23 protein-coding genes and 3 tRNA genes are annotated in these 25,263 nt (G+C 28.4%); 15 read left to right on the top strand and 11 right to left on the bottom strand.

Translation table 11 applies throughout. The features are described from left to right. Positions 1 to 47: 47 nt before the first annotated feature. From ACZ5RS_RS11090 to ACZ5RS_RS11080, 3 genes are all read left to right on the top strand, one after another. Positions 48 to 1,082, top strand: coding sequence for a translation initiation factor eIF-2B alpha/beta/delta subunit family protein (locus ACZ5RS_RS11090; protein WP_464635401.1), 1,035 nt, complete (start codon positions 48 to 50; stop codon positions 1,080 to 1,082). Beyond that, the gene (locus ACZ5RS_RS11085; protein ID WP_464635400.1) at positions 1,079 to 1,786 is read left to right on the top strand and encodes an MTAP family purine nucleoside phosphorylase; all 708 of its coding nucleotides are present in this window, start codon (positions 1,079 to 1,081) and stop codon (positions 1,784 to 1,786) included. The genes ACZ5RS_RS11090 and ACZ5RS_RS11085 overlap by 4 nt, the downstream gene beginning before the upstream one ends. Before the next feature lie 107 nt (positions 1,787 to 1,893). Continuing rightward, positions 1,894 to 2,337 carry a hypothetical protein gene (locus ACZ5RS_RS11080; protein ID WP_464635398.1) on the top strand — a complete coding sequence of 148 codons (444 nt, stop codon included), beginning with the start codon at positions 1,894 to 1,896 and terminating at the stop codon, positions 2,335 to 2,337. A gap of 153 nt (positions 2,338 to 2,490) precedes the next feature. On the opposite strand, the gene ACZ5RS_RS11075 is transcribed toward ACZ5RS_RS11080, so the two are convergent. The 5 genes from ACZ5RS_RS11075 to ACZ5RS_RS11055 form a co-directional block, all read right to left on the bottom strand. Continuing rightward, positions 2,491 to 2,564 (bottom strand) — tRNA-Arg (locus ACZ5RS_RS11075). A 161-nt stretch (positions 2,565 to 2,725) separates the two neighbouring features. Beyond that, positions 2,726 to 4,915, bottom strand: a complete 2,190-nt coding sequence (locus ACZ5RS_RS11070; protein ID WP_464635396.1) for an alpha-galactosidase — start codon at positions 4,913 to 4,915, stop codon at positions 2,726 to 2,728. Positions 4,916 to 5,003: 88 nt separating this feature from the next. Continuing rightward, positions 5,004 to 6,332 carry an ABC transporter substrate-binding protein gene (locus tag ACZ5RS_RS11065; protein ID WP_464635394.1) on the bottom strand — a complete coding sequence of 443 codons (1,329 nt, stop codon included), beginning with the start codon at positions 6,330 to 6,332 and terminating at the stop codon, positions 5,004 to 5,006. A 57-nt stretch (positions 6,333 to 6,389) separates the two neighbouring features. Then, entirely contained in the window at positions 6,390 to 7,283 is an 894-nt protein-coding gene (locus ACZ5RS_RS11060; RefSeq protein ID WP_464635392.1) for a carbohydrate ABC transporter permease, read from the bottom strand. A 12-nt stretch (positions 7,284 to 7,295) separates the two neighbouring features. Further along, positions 7,296 to 8,225 (bottom strand): carbohydrate ABC transporter permease, encoded by a 930-nt coding sequence (locus ACZ5RS_RS11055; RefSeq protein WP_464635390.1) that lies wholly within the window; start codon positions 8,223 to 8,225, stop codon positions 7,296 to 7,298. Positions 8,226 to 8,430: 205 nt separating this feature from the next. Here ACZ5RS_RS11055 and ACZ5RS_RS11050 point away from each other — a divergent pair, with 205 nt between their 5' ends. Both ACZ5RS_RS11050 and ACZ5RS_RS11045 read left to right on the top strand, forming a co-directional pair. After that, positions 8,431 to 9,426, top strand: coding sequence for a LacI family DNA-binding transcriptional regulator (locus ACZ5RS_RS11050; protein ID WP_464635388.1), 996 nt, complete (start codon positions 8,431 to 8,433; stop codon positions 9,424 to 9,426). Between the two features lie 138 nt (positions 9,427 to 9,564). Then, on the top strand, positions 9,565 to 10,326 hold the full coding sequence (locus ACZ5RS_RS11045; protein WP_464635386.1) for a GNAT family N-acetyltransferase: 762 nt from the start codon (positions 9,565 to 9,567) through the stop codon (positions 10,324 to 10,326). A gap of 63 nt (positions 10,327 to 10,389) precedes the next feature. Here ACZ5RS_RS11045 and ACZ5RS_RS11040 read toward each other — a convergent pair whose 3' ends face one another. After that, positions 10,390 to 10,938: a hypothetical protein gene (locus tag ACZ5RS_RS11040; protein ID WP_464635384.1), complete on the bottom strand. Its 549-nt coding sequence runs from the start codon at positions 10,936 to 10,938 to the stop codon at positions 10,390 to 10,392. Between the two features lie 188 nt (positions 10,939 to 11,126). On the opposite strand from ACZ5RS_RS11040, the gene ACZ5RS_RS11035 reads away from it, so the two are divergent. Beyond that, positions 11,127 to 11,651: a GNAT family N-acetyltransferase gene (locus ACZ5RS_RS11035; RefSeq protein ID WP_464635382.1), complete on the top strand. Its 525-nt coding sequence runs from the start codon at positions 11,127 to 11,129 to the stop codon at positions 11,649 to 11,651. Between the two features lie 32 nt (positions 11,652 to 11,683). Here the strand turns inward: ACZ5RS_RS11035 and ACZ5RS_RS11030 are convergent. From ACZ5RS_RS11030 to ACZ5RS_RS11020, 3 genes are all read right to left on the bottom strand, one after another. Continuing rightward, positions 11,684 to 11,756, bottom strand: a tRNA-Pro gene (locus ACZ5RS_RS11030). A gap of 64 nt (positions 11,757 to 11,820) precedes the next feature. Then, positions 11,821 to 11,893: transfer RNA gene (locus ACZ5RS_RS11025), tRNA-Pro, on the bottom strand. Between the two features lie 307 nt (positions 11,894 to 12,200). Beyond that, positions 12,201 to 12,485: a YciI family protein gene (locus ACZ5RS_RS11020; RefSeq protein WP_464635380.1), complete on the bottom strand. Its 285-nt coding sequence runs from the start codon at positions 12,483 to 12,485 to the stop codon at positions 12,201 to 12,203. A gap of 394 nt (positions 12,486 to 12,879) precedes the next feature. Between ACZ5RS_RS11020 and ACZ5RS_RS11015 the strand changes: the two genes are divergently transcribed. The 6 genes from ACZ5RS_RS11015 (at position 12,880) to ACZ5RS_RS10990 (ending at position 19,666) form a co-directional block, all read left to right on the top strand. Then, on the top strand, positions 12,880 to 13,905 hold the full coding sequence (locus tag ACZ5RS_RS11015; RefSeq protein ID WP_464635378.1) for a LacI family DNA-binding transcriptional regulator: 1,026 nt from the start codon (positions 12,880 to 12,882) through the stop codon (positions 13,903 to 13,905). Positions 13,906 to 13,914: 9 nt separating this feature from the next. Continuing rightward, positions 13,915 to 15,192: an extracellular solute-binding protein gene (locus ACZ5RS_RS11010; protein WP_464635376.1), complete on the top strand. Its 1,278-nt coding sequence runs from the start codon at positions 13,915 to 13,917 to the stop codon at positions 15,190 to 15,192. Positions 15,193 to 15,323: 131 nt separating this feature from the next. After that, a complete protein-coding gene (locus ACZ5RS_RS11005; RefSeq protein ID WP_464635374.1) occupies positions 15,324 to 16,118 on the top strand; it encodes a carbohydrate ABC transporter permease in 795 nt (264 codons plus the stop codon). Continuing rightward, positions 16,108 to 16,935 carry a carbohydrate ABC transporter permease gene (locus ACZ5RS_RS11000; RefSeq protein WP_464635372.1) on the top strand — a complete coding sequence of 276 codons (828 nt, stop codon included), beginning with the start codon at positions 16,108 to 16,110 and terminating at the stop codon, positions 16,933 to 16,935. The genes ACZ5RS_RS11005 and ACZ5RS_RS11000 overlap by 11 nt, the downstream gene beginning before the upstream one ends. Before the next feature lie 2 nt (positions 16,936 to 16,937). Then, positions 16,938 to 18,926: a hypothetical protein gene (locus tag ACZ5RS_RS10995; RefSeq protein ID WP_464635370.1), complete on the top strand. Its 1,989-nt coding sequence runs from the start codon at positions 16,938 to 16,940 to the stop codon at positions 18,924 to 18,926. Next, a complete protein-coding gene (locus ACZ5RS_RS10990) occupies positions 18,923 to 19,666 on the top strand; it encodes an endonuclease/exonuclease/phosphatase family protein (protein WP_464635369.1) in 744 nt (247 codons plus the stop codon). The genes ACZ5RS_RS10995 and ACZ5RS_RS10990 overlap by 4 nt, the downstream gene beginning before the upstream one ends. Positions 19,667 to 19,745: 79 nt before the next feature. Here ACZ5RS_RS10990 and ACZ5RS_RS10985 read toward each other — a convergent pair whose 3' ends face one another. Together ACZ5RS_RS10985 and ACZ5RS_RS10980 are read right to left on the bottom strand one after the other, a co-directional pair. After that, the gene (locus ACZ5RS_RS10985; RefSeq protein ID WP_464635367.1) at positions 19,746 to 21,074 is read right to left on the bottom strand and encodes a glycoside hydrolase family 32 protein; all 1,329 of its coding nucleotides are present in this window, start codon (positions 21,072 to 21,074) and stop codon (positions 19,746 to 19,748) included. A 47-nt stretch (positions 21,075 to 21,121) separates the two neighbouring features. Next, positions 21,122 to 21,892 (bottom strand): DeoR family transcriptional regulator, encoded by a 771-nt coding sequence (locus ACZ5RS_RS10980; protein WP_464635365.1) that lies wholly within the window; start codon positions 21,890 to 21,892, stop codon positions 21,122 to 21,124. A 190-nt stretch (positions 21,893 to 22,082) separates the two neighbouring features. Here ACZ5RS_RS10980 and ACZ5RS_RS10975 point away from each other — a divergent pair, with 190 nt between their 5' ends. Genes ACZ5RS_RS10975 through ACZ5RS_RS10965 form a run of 3 tightly spaced genes read left to right on the top strand, consistent with a single transcriptional unit; the run spans position 22,083 to position 25,234 of the window. Continuing rightward, positions 22,083 to 23,471, top strand: coding sequence for an ABC transporter substrate-binding protein (locus ACZ5RS_RS10975; RefSeq protein ID WP_464635363.1), 1,389 nt, complete (start codon positions 22,083 to 22,085; stop codon positions 23,469 to 23,471). Between the two features lie 55 nt (positions 23,472 to 23,526). Next, on the top strand, positions 23,527 to 24,408 hold the full coding sequence (locus ACZ5RS_RS10970) for a carbohydrate ABC transporter permease (RefSeq protein ID WP_464635361.1): 882 nt from the start codon (positions 23,527 to 23,529) through the stop codon (positions 24,406 to 24,408). Further along, positions 24,395 to 25,234, top strand: a complete 840-nt coding sequence (locus tag ACZ5RS_RS10965; RefSeq protein WP_464635359.1) for a carbohydrate ABC transporter permease — start codon at positions 24,395 to 24,397, stop codon at positions 25,232 to 25,234. Before ACZ5RS_RS10970 ends, ACZ5RS_RS10965 begins: the two co-directional genes overlap by 14 nt. The last annotated feature ends 29 nt before the right edge of the window (positions 25,235 to 25,263 follow it).

Below are 25,263 nucleotides of genomic sequence, written 5' to 3'. Positions count from 1 at the left end.
TAATAAATTATTAATGTTTTTATTATATAAAGGATTAAAGAGATTATATGAATTTACATTTACCATATTTATTGCAACCGTATAATATTTGTCATTTTACTGATTCGTCCTTTTATATTGGAAATAGGAAAGAATATCCAACAAAAATTGGATTTGTAGAATGTCAGAATTGTCAACAAATTGGAAATGCCTTAAAAATAATGATTACGCAAGGTGGAGGCTCCTTACAGGTAGCATTAACAGCTTTTCGCTATATTGCTAATGAAATGGATAGAAAGGTACTACCGTTTAATTATAGTACTTTAGAAAGCCAAATAATGTATATAGTTAGAGCAAGAGTAACTAATACCACCATGAAACGCATTGTAGAAGATATATTGTTTAAAATTAAACCAAGATTTATTGATCCCATTTTTAATACAACTGATTTAATAATTGAATTAAATGAGTTAGTTGAAAAGTATGAAAATGATTTTGACAAAGTATATGATAATATGGGGAAGCTAGGAGCTTCCTTAATCAATGATGGAGATACAATTTTAACTACTTGTTTTGCTGAACATACTTTTTTATTATCAGTTTATTATGCAAAAAAAGAGGGTAAATCAATTGAAGTTTTAGTTAATGAAACGCGACCTTATTTTCAAGGGACAAGATTAACAGCTCCAAGTCTTAAAGAATTAAATATTGATACAAAAATTATTTCAGATGCAATGGGATCTTTTTTCATGCAAAAAGGGCTTATTAAGCATTATATGACTGCAGCTGATTTAGTTTGCATGGATGGAACTGTAGTGAATAAAATTGGGACAAATCAAAATGCAATTTGCGCATCCTATTACAATATACCTTATACAGCTTTTGCTATGTCCCCAGATCCTACTAAAAAAGATTATAAAGATATTCAGATGGAATATAGAGATGGAAAAGAATTATTAGTTATTAATGATAATTATATCGGAGATGAAGCTATATCAGCTTTATATCCTGCTTTTGATATAATTAAATCGAATTTAGTTACTAATATTGTAACTAACAAAGGTATTTTTAAGCCAAATGAGATTAAAGGAGTTTTTGTATGAAAGCAATAATCGGCGGAACAGGAATTGATGAGTTATTTCCAAATTCAAAAGTTTATGAAATTGATACAAAATATGGGAAAGCTTATTATTTAAAAAAGGATGATGTGATAATCATTTTAAGACATGGTGTAAAACATTCTATTCCACCTCATTTAATCAATTATAAGGCCAATATAGAGGCTTTAAGACAATTAGAAGTAACTCATTGCATTGGGGTTTATTCTGTTGGATCAATTAGCAATAAATTGTTACCTGGCTCTGTTACATTAATTGATGACTTTATCGATTTTACAGGATGTACAAGACAATCAACCTTTGCATGTGAAAATAATGTTTTTCACACTCAAATGACAAACTTATTTGATCTTGATTTTAAAGTTAAAATAAAAAGAGAAGCTGCTTTATGTGAATTTCCTCTAGGAGATGGAGGAGTATATATTTGTACAAATGGCCCAAGATTGGAAACTCCTGCTGAAATTAGAATGTTTGATCATTTTGGTGCTGACTTTGTAGGAATGACAGGTTGCCCAGAATTTGCCCTGCTCAATGAAGCTGGAATTAAATTTGTTTCATTAGCATATAGTATAAATTGGGCAAGTGGTGTCAATGCACAAAAAGTAACTTTTTTAGATGACCAATCCTGCTCAAAAATATCTCAAGCAATAATTGCATTTTGCATGAAATGCTACTCACAAATGGCATAATCTTCAGAAAATCTACATAATTCTACACCTAATATTTATGGTAATTAATCTGTAATATAGTATTATTAAAGTAAATAAATTATTAATAAATAAGAAGGTGAAATGATATGAAGAAAGGATCAATTGTAAGTTTAGTATTTAGTTGTTTATTCTTTGTTTTAGGAGTTTCATTAGTTCTTGCAAGTTTTCGACAAGCACTAACTCCAGTCAGCATTCAGCATTATGCTGAAGGATTTACAATGAGATTGAGTATTAACAATTTAAATTTAGCAATTTCATCTATTTCACTAATGTTTTTAGTTTTAGGTAGCAGTTTAGTTATTAGTAGTATTTTATTATTAATGTTATCTTGTTATTTACATGTTTCTTCTACTAAATTAATGCATAGTGTGAATAGGGTAACAACTAAAGAAGCAAAAGTTATTACTGAAAAACCTAAAAAGAAGAAAAAAGAAGAAGCTCCTAAGAAGGAGATAATTGAAGAGCAAATTGAAAAGGTAGATGATGCTGAAGAACTTAGTGAAGAAGATTCAGATGAAGATAATAAGTAATTGTTCTTTGAAGAATAAAAAAAACCGCTTAAGAAACTCTTGAGCGGTTTTTTTATAATTAAGAGATACCTTTTTTTTAAAAAAAAAGGAGAAAAAAAATGAAAAAGATTCCAAAAAAAAGATTCCTATAAACTAGGAACCAAGTTTAAAGAATACGCCAGATAGGAGTCGAACCTATGACCTACTGCTTAGAAGGCAGTTGCTCTATCCAGCTGAGCTACTGGCGCAATTTGTAAGTTGTTTTAACTCGCGAGTATGTTTATACGACATAATTAAATTATTTTCAAGTACATTTTAAAAAAAAATAAAAAAACTTAATATTTAGCATAAAAATCACTATAAATGGTATCTTTTTCTAAAAAATATAATATTTTTATAAAACAATATTTTATTCAATACATTTTAAATAATATTCATAAGCTTCATTTTCTTTTAGTGGATATGGTAAGTTGATTCCAGCTTCCATAAGTTCATCTCCACCAAATGTATTTTTATTATTAATACTATATAGTTTGTTAGGATCTAATCCTTTAAATTTTAAAACAACATAAGGATTATTTGATTCTGTTCTTGTAGAAACATAGGTTGCCCAAGCTTCTGTTTTATCCTTAGATACAAATTCCCAAGCCTTGTTATCTTCATTTTTTAAGGCTGAGGTTAATCTATAATAATCCCCATTTACTAATAAATGTCTTTTTTTCTTATAATCTATAACTTGTTCTTTTATAATTTCTTTTTCTTCATTACTTAATTTTAGTAAATTAAGTTCATAACCAAAGTTCCCACCCATTGCTACTGCACCTCTAGTATTGAGAGATGTTTCTCTTCCTGTTTGGTGGTTAGGGGAGGCAGATACGTGAGAACCCATAGTAATAGGAGGATAAACAACTGATGTCCCTTCTTGAATTAATAAACGAGATAATGGATCTGTATTATCACTTGTCCAAGTCTGTGGCATATAATAAAGCATACCTGCATCATATCTACCACCACCACCTGAGCAACTTTCAAAGAGAATATCAGGGAAACGTGATGTTAATGTTTCTAAAACTTGATAAAGCCCTAACATATATCTATGGGCTGTTTCTCTTTGTTTTTCTGCGGATAGTAATAGAGAACCTACTTCAGTCATATTCCTATTCATATCCCATTTTACATAGGAAATTGGATTTTCATTCAATAATTTAGAAATAGTTTCAATAATATATTTTCTAACATCATCTCTACTGTAATCTAATACTAATTGTCCTCTACCAGTAGATAGGTTTCTATCTTTTACTTGAAGACACCAAGATGGATGTTGTTTAAATAGTTGACTTTTTTCATTAACCATTTCAGGTTCTACCCAAATACCAAATTTTAAGCCTTTTGCAATTATTTTATCTGCTAAAGTTTTAAGGCCATTTGGTAATTTCTTTTTATGCGGAAACCAATCTCCTAATGAGGAATTATCATCGTCTCTATTACCAAACCAGCCATCATCTAGGACAAATAATTCAATACCTAATTTTGCAGCTTCTTCTGCTAATTCTAAAATTGTTTTAGAATCAAAATCAAAATATGTTGCTTCCCAGTTATTTATTAAAATAGGGCGTTCTTGTAGTTTATGTTTTCCTCTAATTAAATTGTTTCTATATATATCATGATATATTCTAGACATTCCACCAAGACCTTCATTTGATCTAACCATTACAACTTCAGGGGTCTGGAATTCTGTATTTACATCTAATATCCAATTAAAATCATAGGGGTTAATTCCCATTAATACTCTAGTAGAATCAAATTGATCAACATTTACAGATGCTAAAAAATTACCACTGTATACTAGATTAAAACCATAAACAACACCATTATCCTCAGTGGCACCTGAGGATAATAGTGCTATAAATGGATTTTCTTGGTGACTACTTGCACCTCTTCTGCTATCTATAGATTGTGTGCCAGGATATAATTTTCTATTATAAATATGTCTTTCTTTAGTATGAGCACCAGAGAGTTGGAGCATAGTATAATCAGATGAATCAAAATCTAAGCACATGCTCATAATAGTGTCCAGGTTAATGCTTTTAGTGCCTTTATTAATGATTTTTGTACTTCTAATAATAACATCTGTATTATTGAAGACAGTATAATTTAAATCACAAAGCACACCTGTTAAAGGATCTTCTAATGTGATAATTAGTGTCTCAGCCTCATTTTCTTCTTCAACATAAACTGCAGGGAGGTTGTCAAAATGTGGTTTTCCTTTGATTATTTTATGCTCTTTATAGAACAAATCAAAACATGAGCTACCGTCAGAGCTTATGGTTTTTAAGGCAGTTGGTCTTAAATCACTTCTTCCCCAAGCTGAATATTCGAGTTTAATAGAATCAAGTGAGAAAGTCCTATCGAATGTTGCTGGGTTAGGTGAAAAAGATCTATCAAAAAATTGTGTATTATAACAATTTCTCCAGTTTTTAATTTTACCAAACCAACCTAGGTGAGTTAAATATTTTTCGTTAGCAATTTTGATTAAATAACTAGTGTTTGCAGTTTTGAGATGAAAAAGTTGTTCAGCTTTGTTGTACTCTATACTCATTAGAATTTCCTTTTAATTATCAGTTTTTTTATTATTAACCGAACTGAGGTGTATTTCAGTTCGGTTGAGTTTTTTTTGTTTTATTTTTTTAGAATAAATTTAATATTTTTTGATTTGCTTCTTTTAGTGTAGGTGCAGCTTCTGTTAAGCCTAAGAATATGCTATCAAATGATTGAGTCATAATTTCATTAATTTTTACACCATTTTTTACTATTGGATATACAAATGTTTCACCAGGAGTTGTTGCAATTTCAGTAAATGCTGATACATCAATACCTTTATTTTCATAAGCGGCTAATGCATTATTAACACCTGATTCATATGCAGGGAATACAACACCAAATGTACCAACTATTTTTTGAGCTTCTTCAGATGCTAAGTATTTGACCCATTGCCAAGCTTCTTCTTTGTGTTCAGAACCTGTCCAAATTGAATCAGCAAGACCATTTGTCATACTTTTTTTACCTTGAGGACCAGCTGGAAGAGATGCAAAGCCAACAGGGAAGGTTGAACTTGTAGAATAGTAGCTAATCATCCAAGAACCATCTAACAATGTTGCTGCTTGACCAGATGTGAATAGTGAATTTGCTCCATTACCAGTTAATTCATATGGTGCAAAATAACCCTTTTCAGTCATTTTTACCATCCATTCAATAGTTGCAATAAAGCGAGGATCATCAAAATGATAGTTATTGCTATATAGACCGTCAGTATACATCCAACCTGTACTTACAGCGAATGGGCTAAATTGACCTTGACCTCTATCATCAAAGTGGTTAAATGACATTCCATAGCATGCAACATTTTCTGAATCAAAATTAGGATCTAAGCCATTTCTACCATTTTCATCAATTGATAGAGCTGCAATAGCTTTTTCAAAAGTTCCACCATCAGTTGGGTTCCAAGTTAAATTATTAATTTCTTCTTTAGTAATACCTGCTGCATCTAATTTATCTTGGTTATATACTATAGCAATAGTGTCCCAGTCTTTTGGAAGACCATAAGCTTTTCCATCTTCTGTTTGCCATAATTTGTCTAGGTTATTCATATATTTTGAAGTATCTACATTATCTCTTTTTACATATTCTGATAAATCAACAAGTTGTCCTTTACTTGCAAAATCAGGATACATTGCTAAGTGGTCGGTAAATACATCTGGAGCAATTCCTGCAACCATATCTGTCTGTAATCCTGTCCAGTAATCTCCCCAACCAAGTTGATTTATTTCAACTTTAATATTAGGGTTTTTAGCCATAAAATCTTGTGCACATTTTTCATAAGCAGGTAATTGGTTTGCATCCCAAAGAATATACTTAATTGTTACAGGACCATCTCCAGCTTTTTCATCTTGACCATTTGCCCAAATACCAGTTGTGGCAAATAAAACGATAGATAGAATTAAAAATAATTTTTTCATATTTTTCTCCTTTTTTTGATTTGTATTTTGTCTTCCATTATTAATGGAATATTTTTTTTACCTAAATCCAGAAAATCCGATTGAATTTATAATTTTTTTACCAAAGGCTAATAATATTCCTAAGGTAGGGATTGTAGCTAATGCAGCACCAGCCATCATGCCTCCCCAGTCAGGTTGACCTTGTGGAGTTTGAAGTCTGAAAATACCTAAAGCTACAGTGAGAGTTCTTATTGATTCTTTTTTACCTACAATTAATGGCCACATATAGTCATTCCAAGTATTAATAAAAGTAATAACTGCTAAAGTCATCATTATGTTCGCACATAATGGAATAATTATTTTCCAGAATGTTAATCCCAATCCTGCGCCATCTAAGAAGGCCGCTTCTTCAAGTTCTTTATTAATACCCAACATAAATTGCCTTAAGAAGAAAACAGCAAATGGAGTCATTAATAATGTTGGAGCCATAATACCAAGATAAGTATTTAATAGATGTAAATCTTTAACTAATATAAAGTTTGGAAGCATCATAACAATTCCAGGAATCATAAGTGTTGATAAAAATAGAGCAAATAATGTATCTCTAAGTTTAAATTTGAGTCTTGAAAAAGCATATGCTGCCATAGCTGAACATAAAACTTGAACTACTGTTACACCGATCGAAACAATAAATGAGTTTAAAAGGTTAAGTCCAAAGTTTACTGATTGCCCAGATCCACCTAATTCAACAGATCTTTCTTTGCTAACTAGTCCTAAAACACGACCATAATTTGTCCAAGTTATTCTTGAAGGTATTAATCTAGTAGGTTCAGAAAAAACTAATTCTTTGGGAGTAATTGAAGTTCTAAATACCCAAAAGAATGGGAAAAGAGTAACAAATAGAACTAATATTATTACAAACCATAATAAAATTTTTGGTAACTTTTCTTTTAATGTTTTTGTATTATTCATAATTTGTATCTCCTAAAAATCACTTTCATTAGCTCTCATAACTCTCATTTGGATAAAACTTATACCTAAAAGAATTAAGAATAGAATCATGGAAGCCGCAGTTGCATAGCCCATTAAATAATTTTCAAAACCATTCTTATATATAAAGAGGTAAATTACATATGTTGCAGTAACTGGACCACCTTTAGTAGTAATTGCAACAGTATCGAAAACTTGGAAAGATCCAATAACAGATGTAATAATTACAAAAGCAAGAACAGGTCTTAAATATGGAATAATTATTTTTGTAAATCTTATCCAAGGACTAGCACCATCAATTAATGCAGCTTCCTCAACTTCTTTTGGAATACCTTGTAATCCTGCAAAAACGATTAAAGCTGTATAACCCATATGTCTCCAAATATTAATACCAGCAATAGATGGAAGAGCAAGTTCAATTGAAGTAAGAAAGTTTAAAGGTGTGCCGCCTAAAGCATCTATTGTGCTGTTAATAACACCAACAGCAGGATCTAAAAGCCATAACCAAAGAAGAGCAACAACAACATTTGGTAATAACCAAGGAATAAGGAGCATTCCTCTAAAAACACTTGAACTTATAACTCTATCCATAACTAGTGCAATACCTAAAGCTAATATTGTTTGAAATGGTATATTCCACAATACATATTTAATAGTTACAAGTAATGAATTCCAAAATGCTTTATCACTAAGTAAGTCTTTATAATTTTGTAATCCTATAAAATTAGGGTCTCCTAATAAGTCCCAATCTGTAAGGCTTAAATAAACACCACGAAATGCAGGAATAATATAAAAAACTAAGAAACCTATTAGGCTTGGTAGTAAAAATAAAAAAGCTGCGAGTTCGATATTTTGTTTTTTTGAACGCTTTTTGTTTGAAACAATTGTTGTAGTTTTTTGTAACGTTGGCGTATTCATTTTCATTGAACCTCCCTTTTATATTTCTAATCCTAAAATGGTTTTTGAAATTTGTAAAGCAAAAAATGTAATAAATTACAAAAAAAATTGAAATATATTACATAAGCTATGAAACAATGTTACAAATTATGCTTGACAGCATGTAAACTTGAATAGATAATATAGATATGATACTTTTGTTATAATAAGAAGAAAAATAAAGGATATATATATGACAGTTAAAGAAATAGCTGATGCAAGCGGAGTTTCAACAGCAACAGTTTCTAGGGTTTTAAATAATGGTCCAGTAAAAAAAGAAACTAAAGAAAAAGTTGAAGCAGCAATAAGATCTATGAATCATATTCCAGATGATCTTACAAAAACTGTATTAGCAACAGCACAAAAAGCTTATGCAATTGTAACACATAGTGTAACAAATTACTTTAGTATGGAATTTGTTGAAACAGTGATTAATAGATGTGAAAAAAATGATATTTTAGTTTATGTAAATAGAAGTGATACTTATGATGCTCAATATAAAAGTATTTGTGATTTACTATCTAGAGGCGTTGAAGGTATTATTTTGCATGATCCTCCATTGAGTGAATATGATCCAGAATTTTTGAAAAAACTTTCTCAAAGAATTCCTTTGGTATTAGTTCATTCTGATCCAAGAATTTTTGATATTAACGCTGTTATGGTAGATCAAGAATTTGGAATGAGAAGGGCTACAAGATTTTTATTGGATCAAGGTTTAAAAAATCAACTTTTTGTTAGAGGTGAAACGGGCTTTTCTTTTGATTTAAAACAAAGAGTTTGGGAAGAAGAATTAAAAGCTGCAGGTGTTTATTCAGAGGAACAAGAAGTGCTTGTTATTAAAGGAGCTGATAGAGAGATGGGAGTTGAAGCTTCCTACAATCAAGTTTTTGAAGCTTTACAAGGTAAGAATCATCCTAATGCAATTTTTACTTGTAATGATATTATGGGTGTTGGAGCATTAAGAGCAATTGAAGATGCTGGCTTAAAAGTTCCACAAGATATTTCACTCCTTAGCCATGATAATACAATTTTAGGATCAAATTTTAAAATAAGTTCTGTTGATTTGAAAATCTCAAGTTTAGCTCATGCTGCATTAGACTTGCTTGATTATGCAATTTCTGGGGAAGATAATGAACCAAGAAAAATTTTAATAACTCCAGATTTAAATTTAAGAAGTACTACTAAATAGTAAAAGATATTAACTAAGAACAGAATCTAAAATTGCTTTAAACTATTTAAGGCAATTTTTTTTATTGAAATAATTGTATTGTTATTTATATGATTTGGTTATATATGTATAATATGTAACAAAATTTTGGAGAATAGTATGATAAGAAAATGTACAGAAAAAGATAGAACTCTTTTAAATGATTACTTATATCAAAGAAAAGAATTAAATGTTTTTTTAATAAGTGATATACAGAATTTTGGGTTTAATGATGAAAATCTTGAAATTTTTATTGATTATGATAAAGAAATAAATACTATATATTTAAAATTCTTTAAGAATTTATGTGTTGTTTCATATGCTAATATTATTAATTTAGAATTTATAAAACAAATGGTTGAAAAAAATTCGATTATCGGTATTAGTGGTGAAAAATCTTTAATAAATTTAATTGAATTAGAAAATTTTAAAGTTTCAAATTTTTATTTTGCAGCTTTAGATAAATTAAATATTGAAGTAGATTCCTCAGGAGTTTCAGAAATTAATATTGATGAATTAAAAGGATATTTGGAAATTACTAATAAAGTTTTTAATTCTCAATCAAGTTTTGAATCAGCAAAAGCTGAATTAGAAAAAAACTCTAAGCATATATTTGTTTATAAAGAAAATGGTAAGATTATAAGTGGCGTTAGCTCTAGTGCAGAATCAAAAGAATTAGCAATATTAATGGGTGTATTTACTGTTGAGGGGTATAGAAGAAAAGGCTTAGCTCAAAAATGTGTATCTGCAATTTGTGATAAATTGATTAGAGAGGGTAAAACTGTTTGTTTATTTTATGATAATCCAAATGCAGCAAAACTGTATGAAAAATTAGGTTTTAAGTTTAAAGAATATTATTCTAGCTTAAAAAAAATTAACTAATAAAAAAACTGATGCTATAAATATATAACATCAGTTAAATATATAATTAATTTTTTTAGTTTTTTAGCTTAATTTATGTTCTAAGAAAATTGAATTTTGTTTATCAGGTGAATTGATAATTAAAAACTTTCCATTATCAACAAATTGTCCAATAGCTAGTTCTTCAGAGAAATTATAAACTTTTGCAAATAGTATGTTATTTTTAATCTCATAATCCATTACAAAACTTTCTCCACCTGCGATATCTTGGATAATTAGTTTTTTATCATTTAGTGTATAAATTAATTCTCCAAGTAAATTTTCTCTTAGTATTTCACTTTTTTTAAGTGAATTTGTTAGTAAATCTAGTTCTTCATTATAATCTTTATCGCTAGCGGTAATGTTTAGATTTTTTACTAGATATTCTTGTGCAAAATGATTTATAGAATTAGAGGTAATACTATAAGATCCTAAATACTTTACATTTTTGTTGTTTTGGGTGATTTTTACGGTGCTTTCATTTGTAGTATTTATAGGATTGTCATTCGCAATAGCAAGATTAAGTGTCGTTGCAGCCATAACTGATGTAACAATAATAAATGCAGTTAGGCTTTTAATAATTCTTGTCTTCATGTGTCTCTCCTGTAAAAGTCATAATTAATATATTTTTATTGATATAAGTAGTCAATAAGGTGTAATAATATTATTGGTATTTTTTTAATTATTTTTTTATCTATAAGAATATATATTATAATTTATGAATAATAATTAACAATATGTTACAATAATAAAAATTTTGAATTTGAATAGGAACGGATTAAATGGAATTAAAAAATGAATTAGAATCTAAAAGATTGTACTTTAGACCTTTTAGAGAAAGTGATGCTCCAAGTGTATTTGAATATTCAAAGGATAGTGAGACTGTAAAGTATTTAACTTGGGAACCTCATAAAAGTGTAGATCAAAGTTTATTTGGAATAATAAATTATCTTTCAAAAAATGGGGCATATGCTATAGTTTTAAAAGAAAATAATAAATTAATTGGTTCAATTGATCTTAGGCTAATTGATAAGGATACTGCTAGTTTTGGATATGTAATAAATAAAAAATATTGGAACAAAGGATATATGAGTGAAGCTTTATATAGAATGTTTGAATATTTATTTGATGAAGTAGGGATAAAACAAATTATTGGTTGTCATGAGAGTGATAATAAAGCTTCTGGTAAAGTGATGATGAAATGTGGAATGAAATGGAGCCATTTAGTTAAAGATGAAGAGATTAATCATAAAATTGCTGATTATGAGCATTATATAATAAAGAAAGAAGATTGGATTAAAAAATAAAAAAAGCTACCAAAAAATGGTAGCAATTTTTTTCGGGATGAAAGGACTCGAACCTTCGATATCTTGCTCCCAAAGCAAGCGCCATAGCCGCTAGGCGACATCCCGTAATTATATATATAAAGGAAGCAAAAAATGCTTCATAAAAATAGCACTCTTTTTTGAGTGCCTATCGGGATGAAAGGACTCGAACCTTCGATATCTTGCTCCCAAAGCAAGCGCCATAGCCGCTAGGCGACATCCCGTAACGAATGAGAGATTACCATTTACCATAATAAAGGTCAATATAAAAACAAAAAAAAATTAAATATTTGGACTTAATAAGCGAAATACTTAATGCAATCCTGTGGATTATTTTTTACGCATCTTTAGTTACTATAAATATTAAAAAGTATATAATTTCATTTAGTATAGTAAATAAGTTTTTTTAGTTACTAATCTATATAAATCTTTTTTCTGACTTTATAAGGATTTATAATATTTAATTATTATAGGTTTTTAGGCTGTTTTAGTTTTTTTAATCAAATTAATTATTTTATACCTTAGCTTTCCTTAGCATTTATTACTAATAACAATTTCCCAATTATATAATGTATATTTGTAAAATCCGGATTTGATTATAGGATCATTATCACAAATTTCTTTTGCCTTTAAGAAACTACTTGCTTTAAAAATAATCATTCCACCGGGATTATTTGAGAATCCGCCTCCATAAAATTCACTTCTTTGAGATATTTTATTTAGATATTCTATATGTTCATTAAAAATATCTATTGAAGGTTTTTCTATAACTGCTTTATTATCGATTCTAACATATAATTGATCTTTTTCCTTCATATTAATTCCTTTTTATTTACTCTACGATATTTTTTGATAATTCTAGTATTTTTATAAACATTATAATATTTTTTTGAATTATTACTTAATAAAAAATAACTTTAAATTATAATTTTTTTAAAAATTTATACTTTATTTTTATATTTCTTAAATTATTTAATTATTTTCTATGAAAGTTAGTTAAAAAATAGGTTAATTAATTTAGGTAATATTGTCGCTTATCTATTTTTATTCACTGTTAAGAATTACATAAAAAAAGTAGACTTTTTTTTCATAAATTGTTAACGATATTACTATGTTTTAGATTAACGTTAATCTATTTAAATTCTTATATAGTAAGAAATTATATTTTATTTTTCTTGCCAATTAGATTATTCAATGCTAATATTAACCTATGAAACCAATATTGATGAAAGACATTGCAAAAGCTACTGGATTTTCTATTAATACAGTATCTAGAGCCTTAAGAGATGATTCAAAATTAAGTGAACAAACTAGAAAATTGATATGTGATAAAGCAGATGAATTAGGTTATATAAATAATTCTTTAGCATCTAGTATGAGATTAAAGCATTCAAAAATTATAGGTGTAATCACAGCTGATTCATCAAACCCTTTTTTTGCTGATGTAGTTAGAGGAATAGAAGCTACAGCTAAAAATTATAATTACAATATTTTATTAGTAAATACAGGGGAAAGTCCTGATGAAGAAAAGCAATACTTGAAATTGTTTTGTGGAAGGCATGTTGATGGTTTATTAATAGTTCCAGTATTTGATGATGAAAGTATTCAAAAACTCTATTCAAGGATTGATATTCCTTATTTATTCTTAGGAAGAGTTGTAAAGGGGATTGAAAACCATTCAATTCTACATAGTGATTATTCATCACAAAAGGAGATTGTTAATTACTTAATTAATAAGGGACATAAGAAAATTTTATATTTATCTGGTCCTGATAATGTAAGTAATACATATCAAAGGTTAAATGCTTATAAAGATACATTAATTGAAAATAATATAGATGTTGATTCGCAGTATATTATTCCCACCTCAGGACATATTGAAGATGGATATGCTGCTGTAAATACAGCTATAAATCAAGGTATTAAATTTACTGCAATTTGTTGTTTTAACGATCTTGTAGCAATGGGGGTATTAAAATCTTTGAAAGAAAATAATTTTGATGTTCCTAATGAAATAGAAGTATTTGGTTTTGACAATTTGAAAATTTCACAATTTATGCAACCTAGCATAAGTACAGTAGATGTTCCTAAATTTGCACTTGGTTGTGAAGCTGTTCATATATTAATGGCTCATATAGAAGATGCAAACTTAGAATATACAACAAAGAATCTTAAAACGAGATTGATTTTTAGAGAATCATCTCCAAGAGAAATAGAAGTCATGAGCAATAATTAAGGAGGAATCATGAAGATTAAAAAGATTTTACTAACAGGTTTGTTAGTAATGTTAAGTGTTGGTTTTGTTTTTGCTAACGGTACAAAAGAAGAAGAAAAACAAAGTGGTCCAGTAGAAGTAAGTTTCTGGTCATTATTTACTGGTGGTGATGGTGAATATTTTAATGCAATTATAGATGAATTCAACAGAACACATACAGATATTCAAATGACAACAGATACAGTTAAATTTGATAACTATTATACAAAATTAACTGCAGCTTTAGCAGCAGGTAATGCACCTGATTTAGTAGTTATGCACCAAGCTAATTTAAGAAACTATATCCCTAGTGGTCAATTATTAGTTTTAAATGATTATTTAGATCAAATTAATGCACCAGTAGATGATTTTGTTGCAGCACCATATGATGCATGTAATTTTGATGGTAATCAATATGCTCTACCATTAGACGTACATCCAATTATTATGTATGTAAACAAAGCTTTATTAGCTCAAGCTGGTGTTGATAAAATTCCAACAAACTATGATGAATTAATTGCAGCAGCTCAAGCAGTTGAACAAAAAACTGATGCTATGGGAATCGCTTGTGATAATACAACAGCAGTATATAAAGCATATACTTTAACTAGATTATTCTTCTCTATGATGTATCAACAAGATGGATCAATGTTAACTTCTGATAATAGCGCAGCAGCATTCAATAATGAAAAGGGTGTAGTAGCATTAAAAGCTTTAGAAGATATGGTTAATAAATATGGTGTAACACCTTCTGGTTTAGACTATGATACATCTGTTAATGCATTTAAATTAGGTGAAGCTGCTTTCCATTTCAATGGTGTTTGGGCAACAGGTACATTTGAAAGTGCACAAGATTTAGACTTTGTAGCAGTTCCTCTTCCTGGTTTAGTTGGACATCCAGCAGCATGGAGTGGTAGTCATACTTTAGCAATTCCTGCAACAAAAGCAAAAAATCCTGAACATGTAGATGCTATCTTAGAATGTATGTTATGGATTACAGGTCATGGTGAGATGTGGGCAAAAGCTGGTCATATTCCTACAAGAATTTCTGTTCAAAATAGTGAAGCATTCGAATCATTACCATACAGAAAAGATTATGCTGGTGCAGCTGCATTCGCAGTTTCTCCTCCTGATACAGCTGCTTGGAATGAAATTTACTCTTCTATGTCAGACTTGTTAGAATATGCTGTAGCAAATAATTCAGATCCTGCTACTGCATTAGCAGAAATGGAAAGTCGTGTAAACGATATTATTTCTACTTATAATTAATATAATTAAATAGAGTGGAAGTGTATCTTCCACTCTTGTTTATAAATAGGTGATTTATGATACCAGGAAATAAAGATAATCGGGATGGTATATTATTTGCTCTCCCTTTTTTAATAATTTTTGTTTTATTTATGATTTACCCATTGCTAAATGGATTTTACATTAGTTTTTTTAAATGGGATATTTTATCAACTAAGAAATTTCTAGGTTTGGGAAATTATATAAAACTATTTAAGGATAAAACTTTTTATTCTTCATTAGGACATACTTTAGAGTTTGTAGTAATTACAACTCCAGTTTTGCTTGTAATTGGTTTTATTATGGCCTTGTTTGTTAATTCAAAATCGCCTTTTAAAAGCTTAGGTGAGAATGTATTTTTTATTCCATATATTTTCTCAATGACAGTTGTTTCAACTTTATGGGCATGGTTATTTCAAAAACAATATGGCTTAATTAACCATTTATTAGGTGTTTTTAATATTCAGCCAATTGGTTGGTTAACTGATCCATCTTGGGCTATGTGGTCAGTTTGTATTGCAACATTCTGGTGGACTGCAGGCTTTAATATGATATTAATGTCAGCTGGAATAAGACAAATTTCAAAAGAAGTTTATGAATCTGCTGAAATTGATGGAGCAACTTATTTTCAAAAAGTAAAAAGTATTACATTCCCTTTACTTAAACCTACAATTGCGCTTTGTCTTATTTTACAAGTTATAGCTTCTTTTAATGTATTTGGTCAGGTATTTGTTATGACTGGTGGGGGTCCTTATGGATCAACTAGAGTATTAATTCAATATATCTATGAAACAGGTTTCCAATATTTTAAAATGGGATATTCAGCTGCTATGAGTTATATTCTTTTCTTTGTAATAATGATTTGTTCTGTAACTTTAAGTAAACTTGGAGGAAAGAATGACTACTAAAAAAAATACTAAAAAAATAATTTTAAGAATTATTGAAATTTTAATTTTAGCATTGTGGGTTTTTCCCCTCCTTTGGATGGTAATTACATCATTACATATTGAAGAAGAATTAGTAGCTAAAGAATTCCATTTTTGGCCAACTAATCCAACAATAATAAACTATTACAAGGCTTTTACTTCAACATATATTTTAAGATGGTTACTTAATAGTTTATTTGTTTCATTTATGACTATGGTTTTAACTTTAATAGTTGATGCTCCAATTGCTTATGCTTTTGCAAAGATTAATTTTAAAGGGAAAAATATATTGTTCTGGATGGTTATGGCAGGTATGATGGTTCCTTTCCAAGTATTGGTAATACCTCTATATTTACAATTCAATAGTTATCACTTAATAAATAATTTGATGTCTGTTGTTTTGCCTAGAGTTTCTTTACCTATTGGTATTTTTATCTTAAAGCAATTTTTTGAAGGAATCCCTAATGCTTTAGAAGAATCGGCTTTTATAGATGGTGCTTCTAGATTTAAAATATTTAAATCCATAATTTTACCATTAGGTTCATCTGCTTTAGCAACAGTTACAATTTTATCATTTATAAATTGTTGGAATGACTTCTTATGGCCATTAATTGCAATTAATGATACAGAAAAATATACAATTACAGTTGGAATTGCAAACTTCCAAGGAACTCATGGAACACAATATGCACTCATATTATCTGGAGCTGTTATAGCTTCTGTTCCTCAGTTTATTTTCTATTTGATCTTTAGAAAAAAGATTGTTGAAGGAATTGCAATGTCAGGAATAAAGGGGTAGTTATGTCTTATTCTTTATTCATTAATAATAAAGCTATAGAATTATCAACAAACGTTAAAACAAAAAATAAAGAATTAACATTAAATATTATTGAAGATAGTAAAGATCAATTAATCCAAGATTTTGAAAAATTAATTATCAAAGATAAATTTGAATATAACAAAAAATATGTCGTAGTAAATAGATCTATTGTAATAAAAGATTCTGATTATTATTTTTTAGAATTTAATCTAAATCATACGATAAATAATTATGATATTTTTATTCCAACTTTGATGTACAAAAAAAATATTCAAGGTAAAGGGGATTTCCCGAGAATTACTGAAGAAAATCAATATTGGTCTTTTGATGAAACAAGGATGCCAATTCCTGGGTGTATTGAAATCTTTAATGATAATGGATGTATTATTGCATCACATAGTGCAAATAATATTAAAGTATCAACAGCTTGGGAATATGATAATATAAAATTTATCATGCCATCCGTTGAATATCCTTACTCATATTTAGGTAAAAATAATTTACATAAGACTGTTTTTAAGGATGAAAATCAATTTCTATACCTTAATGAGGGGCAAGAGATTGAGCAAAAGTATTTTATTTATTATTCAGATGCAAAAAATTGTGATGAATTAGAAAATTACTTTGACTTTTCAAAAATATTTATTGATAAAATTAATTTAAATTCTAAAGTAGCTTTAAAAGATTATAAGGCACTTTTGCTTAGACATTTATTATTTTTAGTTGAGAAAAAAGATGATTCTTGTTTTATAAAAATGGGTAAAGGAAATGATCCTTTTCAAAAAGTATATAATTTTACAAGCGCTTCTTTTTTAGTAAAAAGCGTAGAAGGTGCAAGTATTTTTAGTTCAATTGATGTCGAAAAAATAAAAAGAAGTGCATCAAAAGAAGTTAAAGAGATCTTAGAAAAAGAAGAAAATAAAGTTTTAGAGAATAATAGTTATAAAGATTTATCTTATAAAATCGGTGATTATTTTTTACAAGCTGAGCAACAAGAGGGTATTTTTAGAGATTGCCAAAGTTTAGATAAAAATATTTGGGGTGGTTATTTAGGTATTGGTGAAAATGATGCTTTTAGATATTTTATCAACTCAAGAACAAATGGTGAGGCTCTACTCTCATATTTAGCACTTGCAAATACCAGTGATATTGATCATAAGCAAAAATACTTTAAATTGATTGATAATGTGATTTCTTTTTATATTAATCACCAATTAGAAGATGGTAATTTTGGAAGATGGTGGACAAAAGATGGTACAGTTTTAGATAAAAAAGGTACAAATGGAGCTTACATTTTTCTCTTTTTAATTAATTACTATAAACAAACTAAGAGAAAAGCTTTATTAAATCCAATAAAAAAAGCTGCTAATTATTATTCATCTCTTATAGAATCAAACAATTTCTTTGGTGATACCTTAGATGCTGATTCTTGTGATAAAGAAGCTGGGCAGATTTTACTAAAAAGCTTTTTATCATTATATGAAATTGAAGGATTTAATACAGAATATTATTTAAATTTATGTAAAAAATGTGCCCAATTTATTATTACATGGGTTCAATTAGATAATATTATTTTTGATAAGAAAACTCCTTTAGGAAAAAGAGATTTTAAGACTTTAGGTTTAACTAGTGTTTCAATTGCAAATCAACATTTAGATTATTATGGCATGATGATAGCTTATGATTTTTTACAATTACATAAAATTTGTAATGAAGAAGTGTATTATAATTTAGCTAAGTATATGATAAATGGATGTTTACAATTGATATCAAATCCAAATGATTTATTAGAAAGAGGTGAAGACTTTTTGGGTTGGCTTCCGGAACAAATAAATCATACTAAATGGGATTATTTTAATAATGAAAACAATATTTGTGGTCACTATGCAATTAATATAGCTTGGGTACAGGTATTAGTTTTAGATTATTTAGATAAAATAGAAAATGAATTTCCAGAGGCATTGAAATGAATTGTAGATTTTCAATAATGACATCAAATTTATGGAATACAGAAAAAATTGAAGAAAGAAAAGATTCCATAATTAAATTTTTTTCAATTAATAAACCAGATTTTTTATGCATACAAGAAATACGTAAAGAAACACGTGATTTATTAGATTCACAATTAGAGAAATATAGTAGAGTAGAGGATTCTTTTATTGGATGGCAAGAAGAATCAAACATCTATTATAGAAATGATTTATTTGAAGAAGTAGAACATGGCAGAATTGATTTAAATATGCCAGAAGTAAATAGAGGGCTATTCTATCTTAGAGTAAAGATAAAAGGCAGTGATAAGACTTTATTTATTTCAACAGCTCATTTAACACATCAAGGTAATGCTGATGAAGTTGCAACTTCAAGAAACTACAGACAAGATGAAGCTAGTATGATAGGTGATAATTTATTAACTCTAGTTAAAAAGGGTGAAGGTGCAATAGTTTGTGGTGATTTTAATGATCCATTTCATCCTACAAAAATAATAAGTGAAAAAACTGATTTTGTAGAAGTTTTTAGGACTTTACATTTAGAAGCTCCATTAACTTTCCCATGTTCTTCAATAAGTGAGGAATATTATTTAGTTGAAAGCTTAGATAAAATAATGCATAACAGCTTTATCTCTCCAATTATGGCAACAAGCCCAAGATTAGTATTATCAAAAGGCATTTCAGACCATTATCCTGTTTATGCTATGTTTGAAGTAAAATAAAAAATAACAAAAAAAACTTATGTATAAAAAATGTATATAACATTAAAATACATAAGTTTTTTTATATAAAAATCTTTTTTTAGTTTTCAATAATATTTAAGTCTTGCATTTCATATGCAACTAAATTTTCAATTTTTCCATTTCCTCTAAATTCTAAAAGGCATAAATCTTTTATAGCTTCAATTATTCTAGTCGCACAGTGTTTACCGTTATCAAGATATAATTCTATAACACTATGGTCTATTAATAATTTTACATCAATTGAATTTTGTTTCTTAAATGGGATAAATATATTATCAAATTTAACGCCAGTGGTTGAGAATAATATTTGACAAACTCCATGTTTACCACTTCTAAATATTAAATTAGTTTTTAAATCATCTTCTAATTGTATTTTGAAATTCACTTCACTTTGAACGAGTTTATCATCTTCAAATTGTTTTATTGAATCAAGATTAAAGGTTGTATCTTCAATAATTTTTTGATTTCTTAAATTATTAATTTCATCAATTGGCTTTTGAATAATTTCATTATTTTTATTTAATGAAAGTTCTCTTGGAATTGATATGACATTGTTCCAGCCTTGATCTTTACTAAAACCTCTTTCGAATGCAAAAATAATAGTTCTATCTTTATCATCTTGAATAGTATTTGTAGCATAATATTGTGCACAGTGATCAATCAATCCATATTTTTCTACTTTAAAATCTAATGAAGTGGTATCAAATGTACCAACATAATATTCAACTTCCTTATAAGGAGATCCAAGGAGTACCCATTTATCTTCAAGTTTAAAAAAGTTTGGACATTCAAGTAATTCAATAATTGGTTTAAAACTAATTAATTCCTTAATATATTTCCAATTAGTTAAGCTACCATCAGGACTTTCAAATAATAAAATAGCAGGACTTTGATAATTGCCAACAGCAGCTCCTAATACTAAGAAGTATCTACCATCGGCACTAAATACATAAGGATCTCTCCAGTCATTTCTTAGTGGTGGAAGGTCTTTCATATCTTTAGTGATAGCATCTATTCTCTCTTTTTCAAAATGTTCTAACTTATCATCAAGAAAAACAGCTTTTTGTATGTTAGCAACATTTTCTCCATCGAATGCAACGCTAGTATATATTGCAACAGGTTTATTGTCTTTATTGATTGCAATACAACCAGAGTAACAATCCATTTCATTTAATTCATGTTGTGGGTATAAATTATCATTTAAAACTTCATAATTTATAAAATCTTTTGTTCTTGTGTGGCCCCAATGAAGGTTGCCCCAACAATCAGAAGTTGGATTATATTGATAAAAAATATGATAAAATCCATTGTGATAAATTGTGCCATTTGGGTCGTTAATCCAGTTTTTTTGCGGTCTGTAATGAAAATGGGGGTATGATGTTTTCATAATAAAAACTCCTAGTATAAAAAATATATATATAAAGTATTGTGATTTTATTCAGCGATAATTATATTAAAATCATAAAGATTAAGTTCATTTTTGTATTCTTCATAAACTTGTTTATTGACTACAACAGTATTTACTAAATTGAAGCCTGAAACTAATAGTCCTGAAGTTTTCTTAATACAAGACTCATCAATATAAAGTATAACTTTTCTAGCAACATTAAGCATTTGTTGTAATAATTGTAAATCTTCTGTGGGTTCTGCTAAGAATCCTAAATCAAAATCAATTCCAGAGGGGTGCATTATAAAGCAATCAGCTCTAAGTGTTGATAGAATAGAGTAGGTAGTAGTTCCAGAAAAAGTTTTTGTTTCTTTGTTATATAATCCTGCAAGCAAAATATTATTAATAGTTGCAGAATCTTTTGTCCTTTCAAATATATCTAAAGAATTTGTAACAATAGTTGCAAATTTTTGCTTTATAAGTAATTCATCAACAAGTTGGCAGTTAAAATCACTGTAATTTAATAATACAACATGTCCGGAGTGTATTTGTTTTTCAGTTGATTTAATAAGAGATATTTGGTCTTCATTAAATCTATCTGAAGTTTCTCTCAATCTTTTATCTACAGGATTAACTAAAGATAATTTCCCATAGCTTTTTGTAATGAAATCTAATTCAGAGAGTTTATTTAAATCTCTTCTTACTGTAGCAGGAGCAGCTTTTGTTATTTCACTTATTTCATTAACTTTTATATTTGGATTATCTTTTATTGCATCTAATATTTGTTGTTGTCTTAAACTTAATTCAAAATCATTCATGATTATTTACAATAAGTTATGAATTATCAAAAGTCAAGAAAATAATCACAAAAAATCATTTAATTTAATCAAACGATGATTATTATGATTATTTAATATGATTTTTTGAAAATTTTACTTGCGCATTTGTAATTTCCGTTGTAGGATTTAGAAAAATTACAAATTAAAAAGATTTTTTAGGAGGTCTTCAATGAGAAAATTAATAACTGTATTTTCTGTTTTGTTATTTATTGTAAGTTTTTCAGTATTTGCCAATGGTAATAATGAAAGTCAAGATTCAAAAGTGATTGAGGTATGGACACAAGCTTCTGCTGATTCAAGAGAAGGTCAGATGTTCCAAAAAGTTATTGATGAATATAATGCTGCTCATCCGGATGGATATCAAGTAGAAGTTCAAAATATAACAAGAGCTGGTGCTGGTTCAGGTTATATTGATAAATTGAATGCTGCATTAACTTCAGGTAATATGCCACAAATCTTTACATTAGATGGACCAGATGTTGCATCTTATGCTGATTCAGGTGTTATCCAACCTGTTGAAAGTGTTGTTCCACAATCATTTATTGATGGATTTACACCAAGTATTATTCAACAAGGTACTTTTAATGGTGAATTCTATGCTCTTGGCTATCAAGATAGTGCTGTAGCAATTGCTTTAAACAAAGACATAATTAAATATTTACCAGAAGATAAAAAAGCATTAATTCCAGCTCAAGACGAAGATTGGACATGGGAAAATATGCTTGATTTAGCTAGAGCTATTCAAGATTTAAAAACTAATCCAGCTACAATGAATAAACCAGAAGTTGAAAACATGGAAGTAGTTTGTCACTGGTTAACAAGTGATATAACAAAAGGTGCTTATGAAACAGGTACTTATTTCTTAACTCCATTACTATGGGCAAATGGTGGTTCATTAATTGCTCCTGATGGATTAACTCTTGATGGTTATTTTAATAGTCAAGAAAACATTGATGCATTAACTTATGTTGGTAAATTCTTTAAAGAAGGATTAGTAGTACCAATTGAACCAGAAAAAGCATTCTATACAGGAAAAGCAGCTATGTGTATCTTAGGTTTCTGGTTTGTTCCTGAAATGACTGCTAACTATCCAGATATTGATTATACAACTGTAAGATATCCAAAAGTTGATAAATCATATGATGGTTTATATACTCCATCAGGTTCTTGGACATTTGTATGTAGTAGTTCAGTTGATTTAAGTACTGAATATGGTAAAGCAGTAGGAGATGTATTACAAAAATTAACAGACGATGATGCAGCAAGATTATATTACGATATGAATGGTGCTGTTCCTGCAAGAAAGAATGCATTAGATGTTATTGATGTAAATTCTGATGATGCAAGAGCTAATGAAGCTTGGTCTGTAATGGCTTATGAAATTGCAAATACTAACCATGCTAGACCAGTTACAAAAGGATATCCAGTATTATCTGAATTATGGTCAAAAGATGTTATTTTAGCTATTGGTCAAGCAAAAACTGATGATCCAGCTGAAATTAAAGATATTGTAAACAAGGCAATGGACAAAATTCAAAACGAATATAATCGTTTCTAATTATTAAAAATAGTCGAGCCAAATTTTTGGCTCGGCATATCTTTGGGAGATTATTATGGTAAGCAAGAATAAAAGAAACGATATAATTGTAGGATATTTGTTTATATTACCTGCAATGATATTATTATTTTTATTTATAATTTGGCCTATGGGTTCCGCTGTATCATATAGCTTTACCGATTACTTTTTATTAAAACCTGGTCAACAAAAATTTATTGGACTTCAAAACTATTTAAGAATTTTACAAGATGAACAGTTACAAAAAAGCTTTATAAATACTTGTGAATTCGTTATTAAAGTAGTTCCTTTGCAATTAGCAATTGCTTTAGGTTTAGCCTTAATTATTAATAAACATTTTAAAGGAAATGGATTTTATAGAGTAGCATATTTTTCACCAGCAATTTTATCTTTAGTTGTTGTATCTATTTTATGGTCTAGCTTGTTAAATCCAACTTCTGGTTTAATTAACGAATTTTTATCTCAATTTGGTATATCTAAACAACCTTTTTTAACTAGTGTAACTCAAGCGATGAACTCAATTGTAGTAATATCTGCATATTCTAGTTGTGGATATCAGATGTTAATCTTTTTAGCAGGATTAAAAAATATAGATCAAAGCATGTATGAAGCAGCAACTATTGATGGTGCTAATAAAATACAACAATTTTTCCATATAACTATTCCTGGCTTAAAAGCTATTATGATTTATCAATTAATAACTATCGTAATACAAGCTTTTAAATTAATAGTTCAACCTATGGTTATGACTGGCGGTGGCCCCGATTATAGTACAATGACAATTTTACAATTTATTTATGAAGAAGGTTTTAGACATAGATATATCGGTTATGCAAGTGCTGTAACTGTCGTTTTTACAATTTTCTTAATTGTAGTATCTCTAATTATTAAAAGGATTTTACCAAATGAAGAAGACTAAAATTAAAACATCAAAAGTATTTTTTTACATTGGTATTACATTATTAGCAATAATCTTTTTAATACCAACTGAGTGGATGATAGTTTCATCTTTTAAAACAGAGGCCAATATTTATAAGGATATGGATTCCATAATGGCATTTGTACCTCATAATTTATCTTTAATCTCATATACTCAATTATTAGATTATTACAACGTATTTAGAAATATTGTTAATTCATTATTTTATGCAAGCACAATGGTTTTATTAGGGTTAATTGTTAATAGTTTTGCTGGTTATTCACTTGCAATGTATGACTATCCTGGTAAGAATATTTTCTTTGTATTTATAATTGCAATGATGATTGTTCCAATTGAAGCTATTATTTTACCTATGTATCTTGTTGTACATAATTTGCATTTGTTAAATACAGTACCCGGTTATATTTTACCATTTGTGGCAAATGTTATGAACATATTTTTATTTAGACAAACTTTTATCACTTATCCTAGAGAGTTAGTTGAAGCAGGTAAAATAGATGGAGTTTCTTCTTTTAGATTTTTCTTCCAAGTTGTAATTCCAACTAGTTCCTCTATTTATGTTACTGTAGGTGTATTAACTTTCTTAGCATCTTGGAATGACTTTTTATGGCCAGTAATGGCTTTATCAAAGCAAAAAATGATGCCAATACAAGTAGCCCTTAATGCTATATTTAGTGATAGAGAACATATATTTACTAATCACACTATGGCAGCATTAACAATTGCTAGTATACCAGTTATAATTATCTATAGTATTTTCCAAAAATATATTGTTGAAGGTGCTGTTAGATCAGGAATTAAGTAATTAGTCCAAATTTGGATTACCATAATGAT

This window comes from Pleomorphochaeta caudata (genome assembly GCF_055395745.1).
Note: the sequence above shows the minus strand (reverse complement) of the source record. Positions and strands in the feature narration are given on the sequence as shown.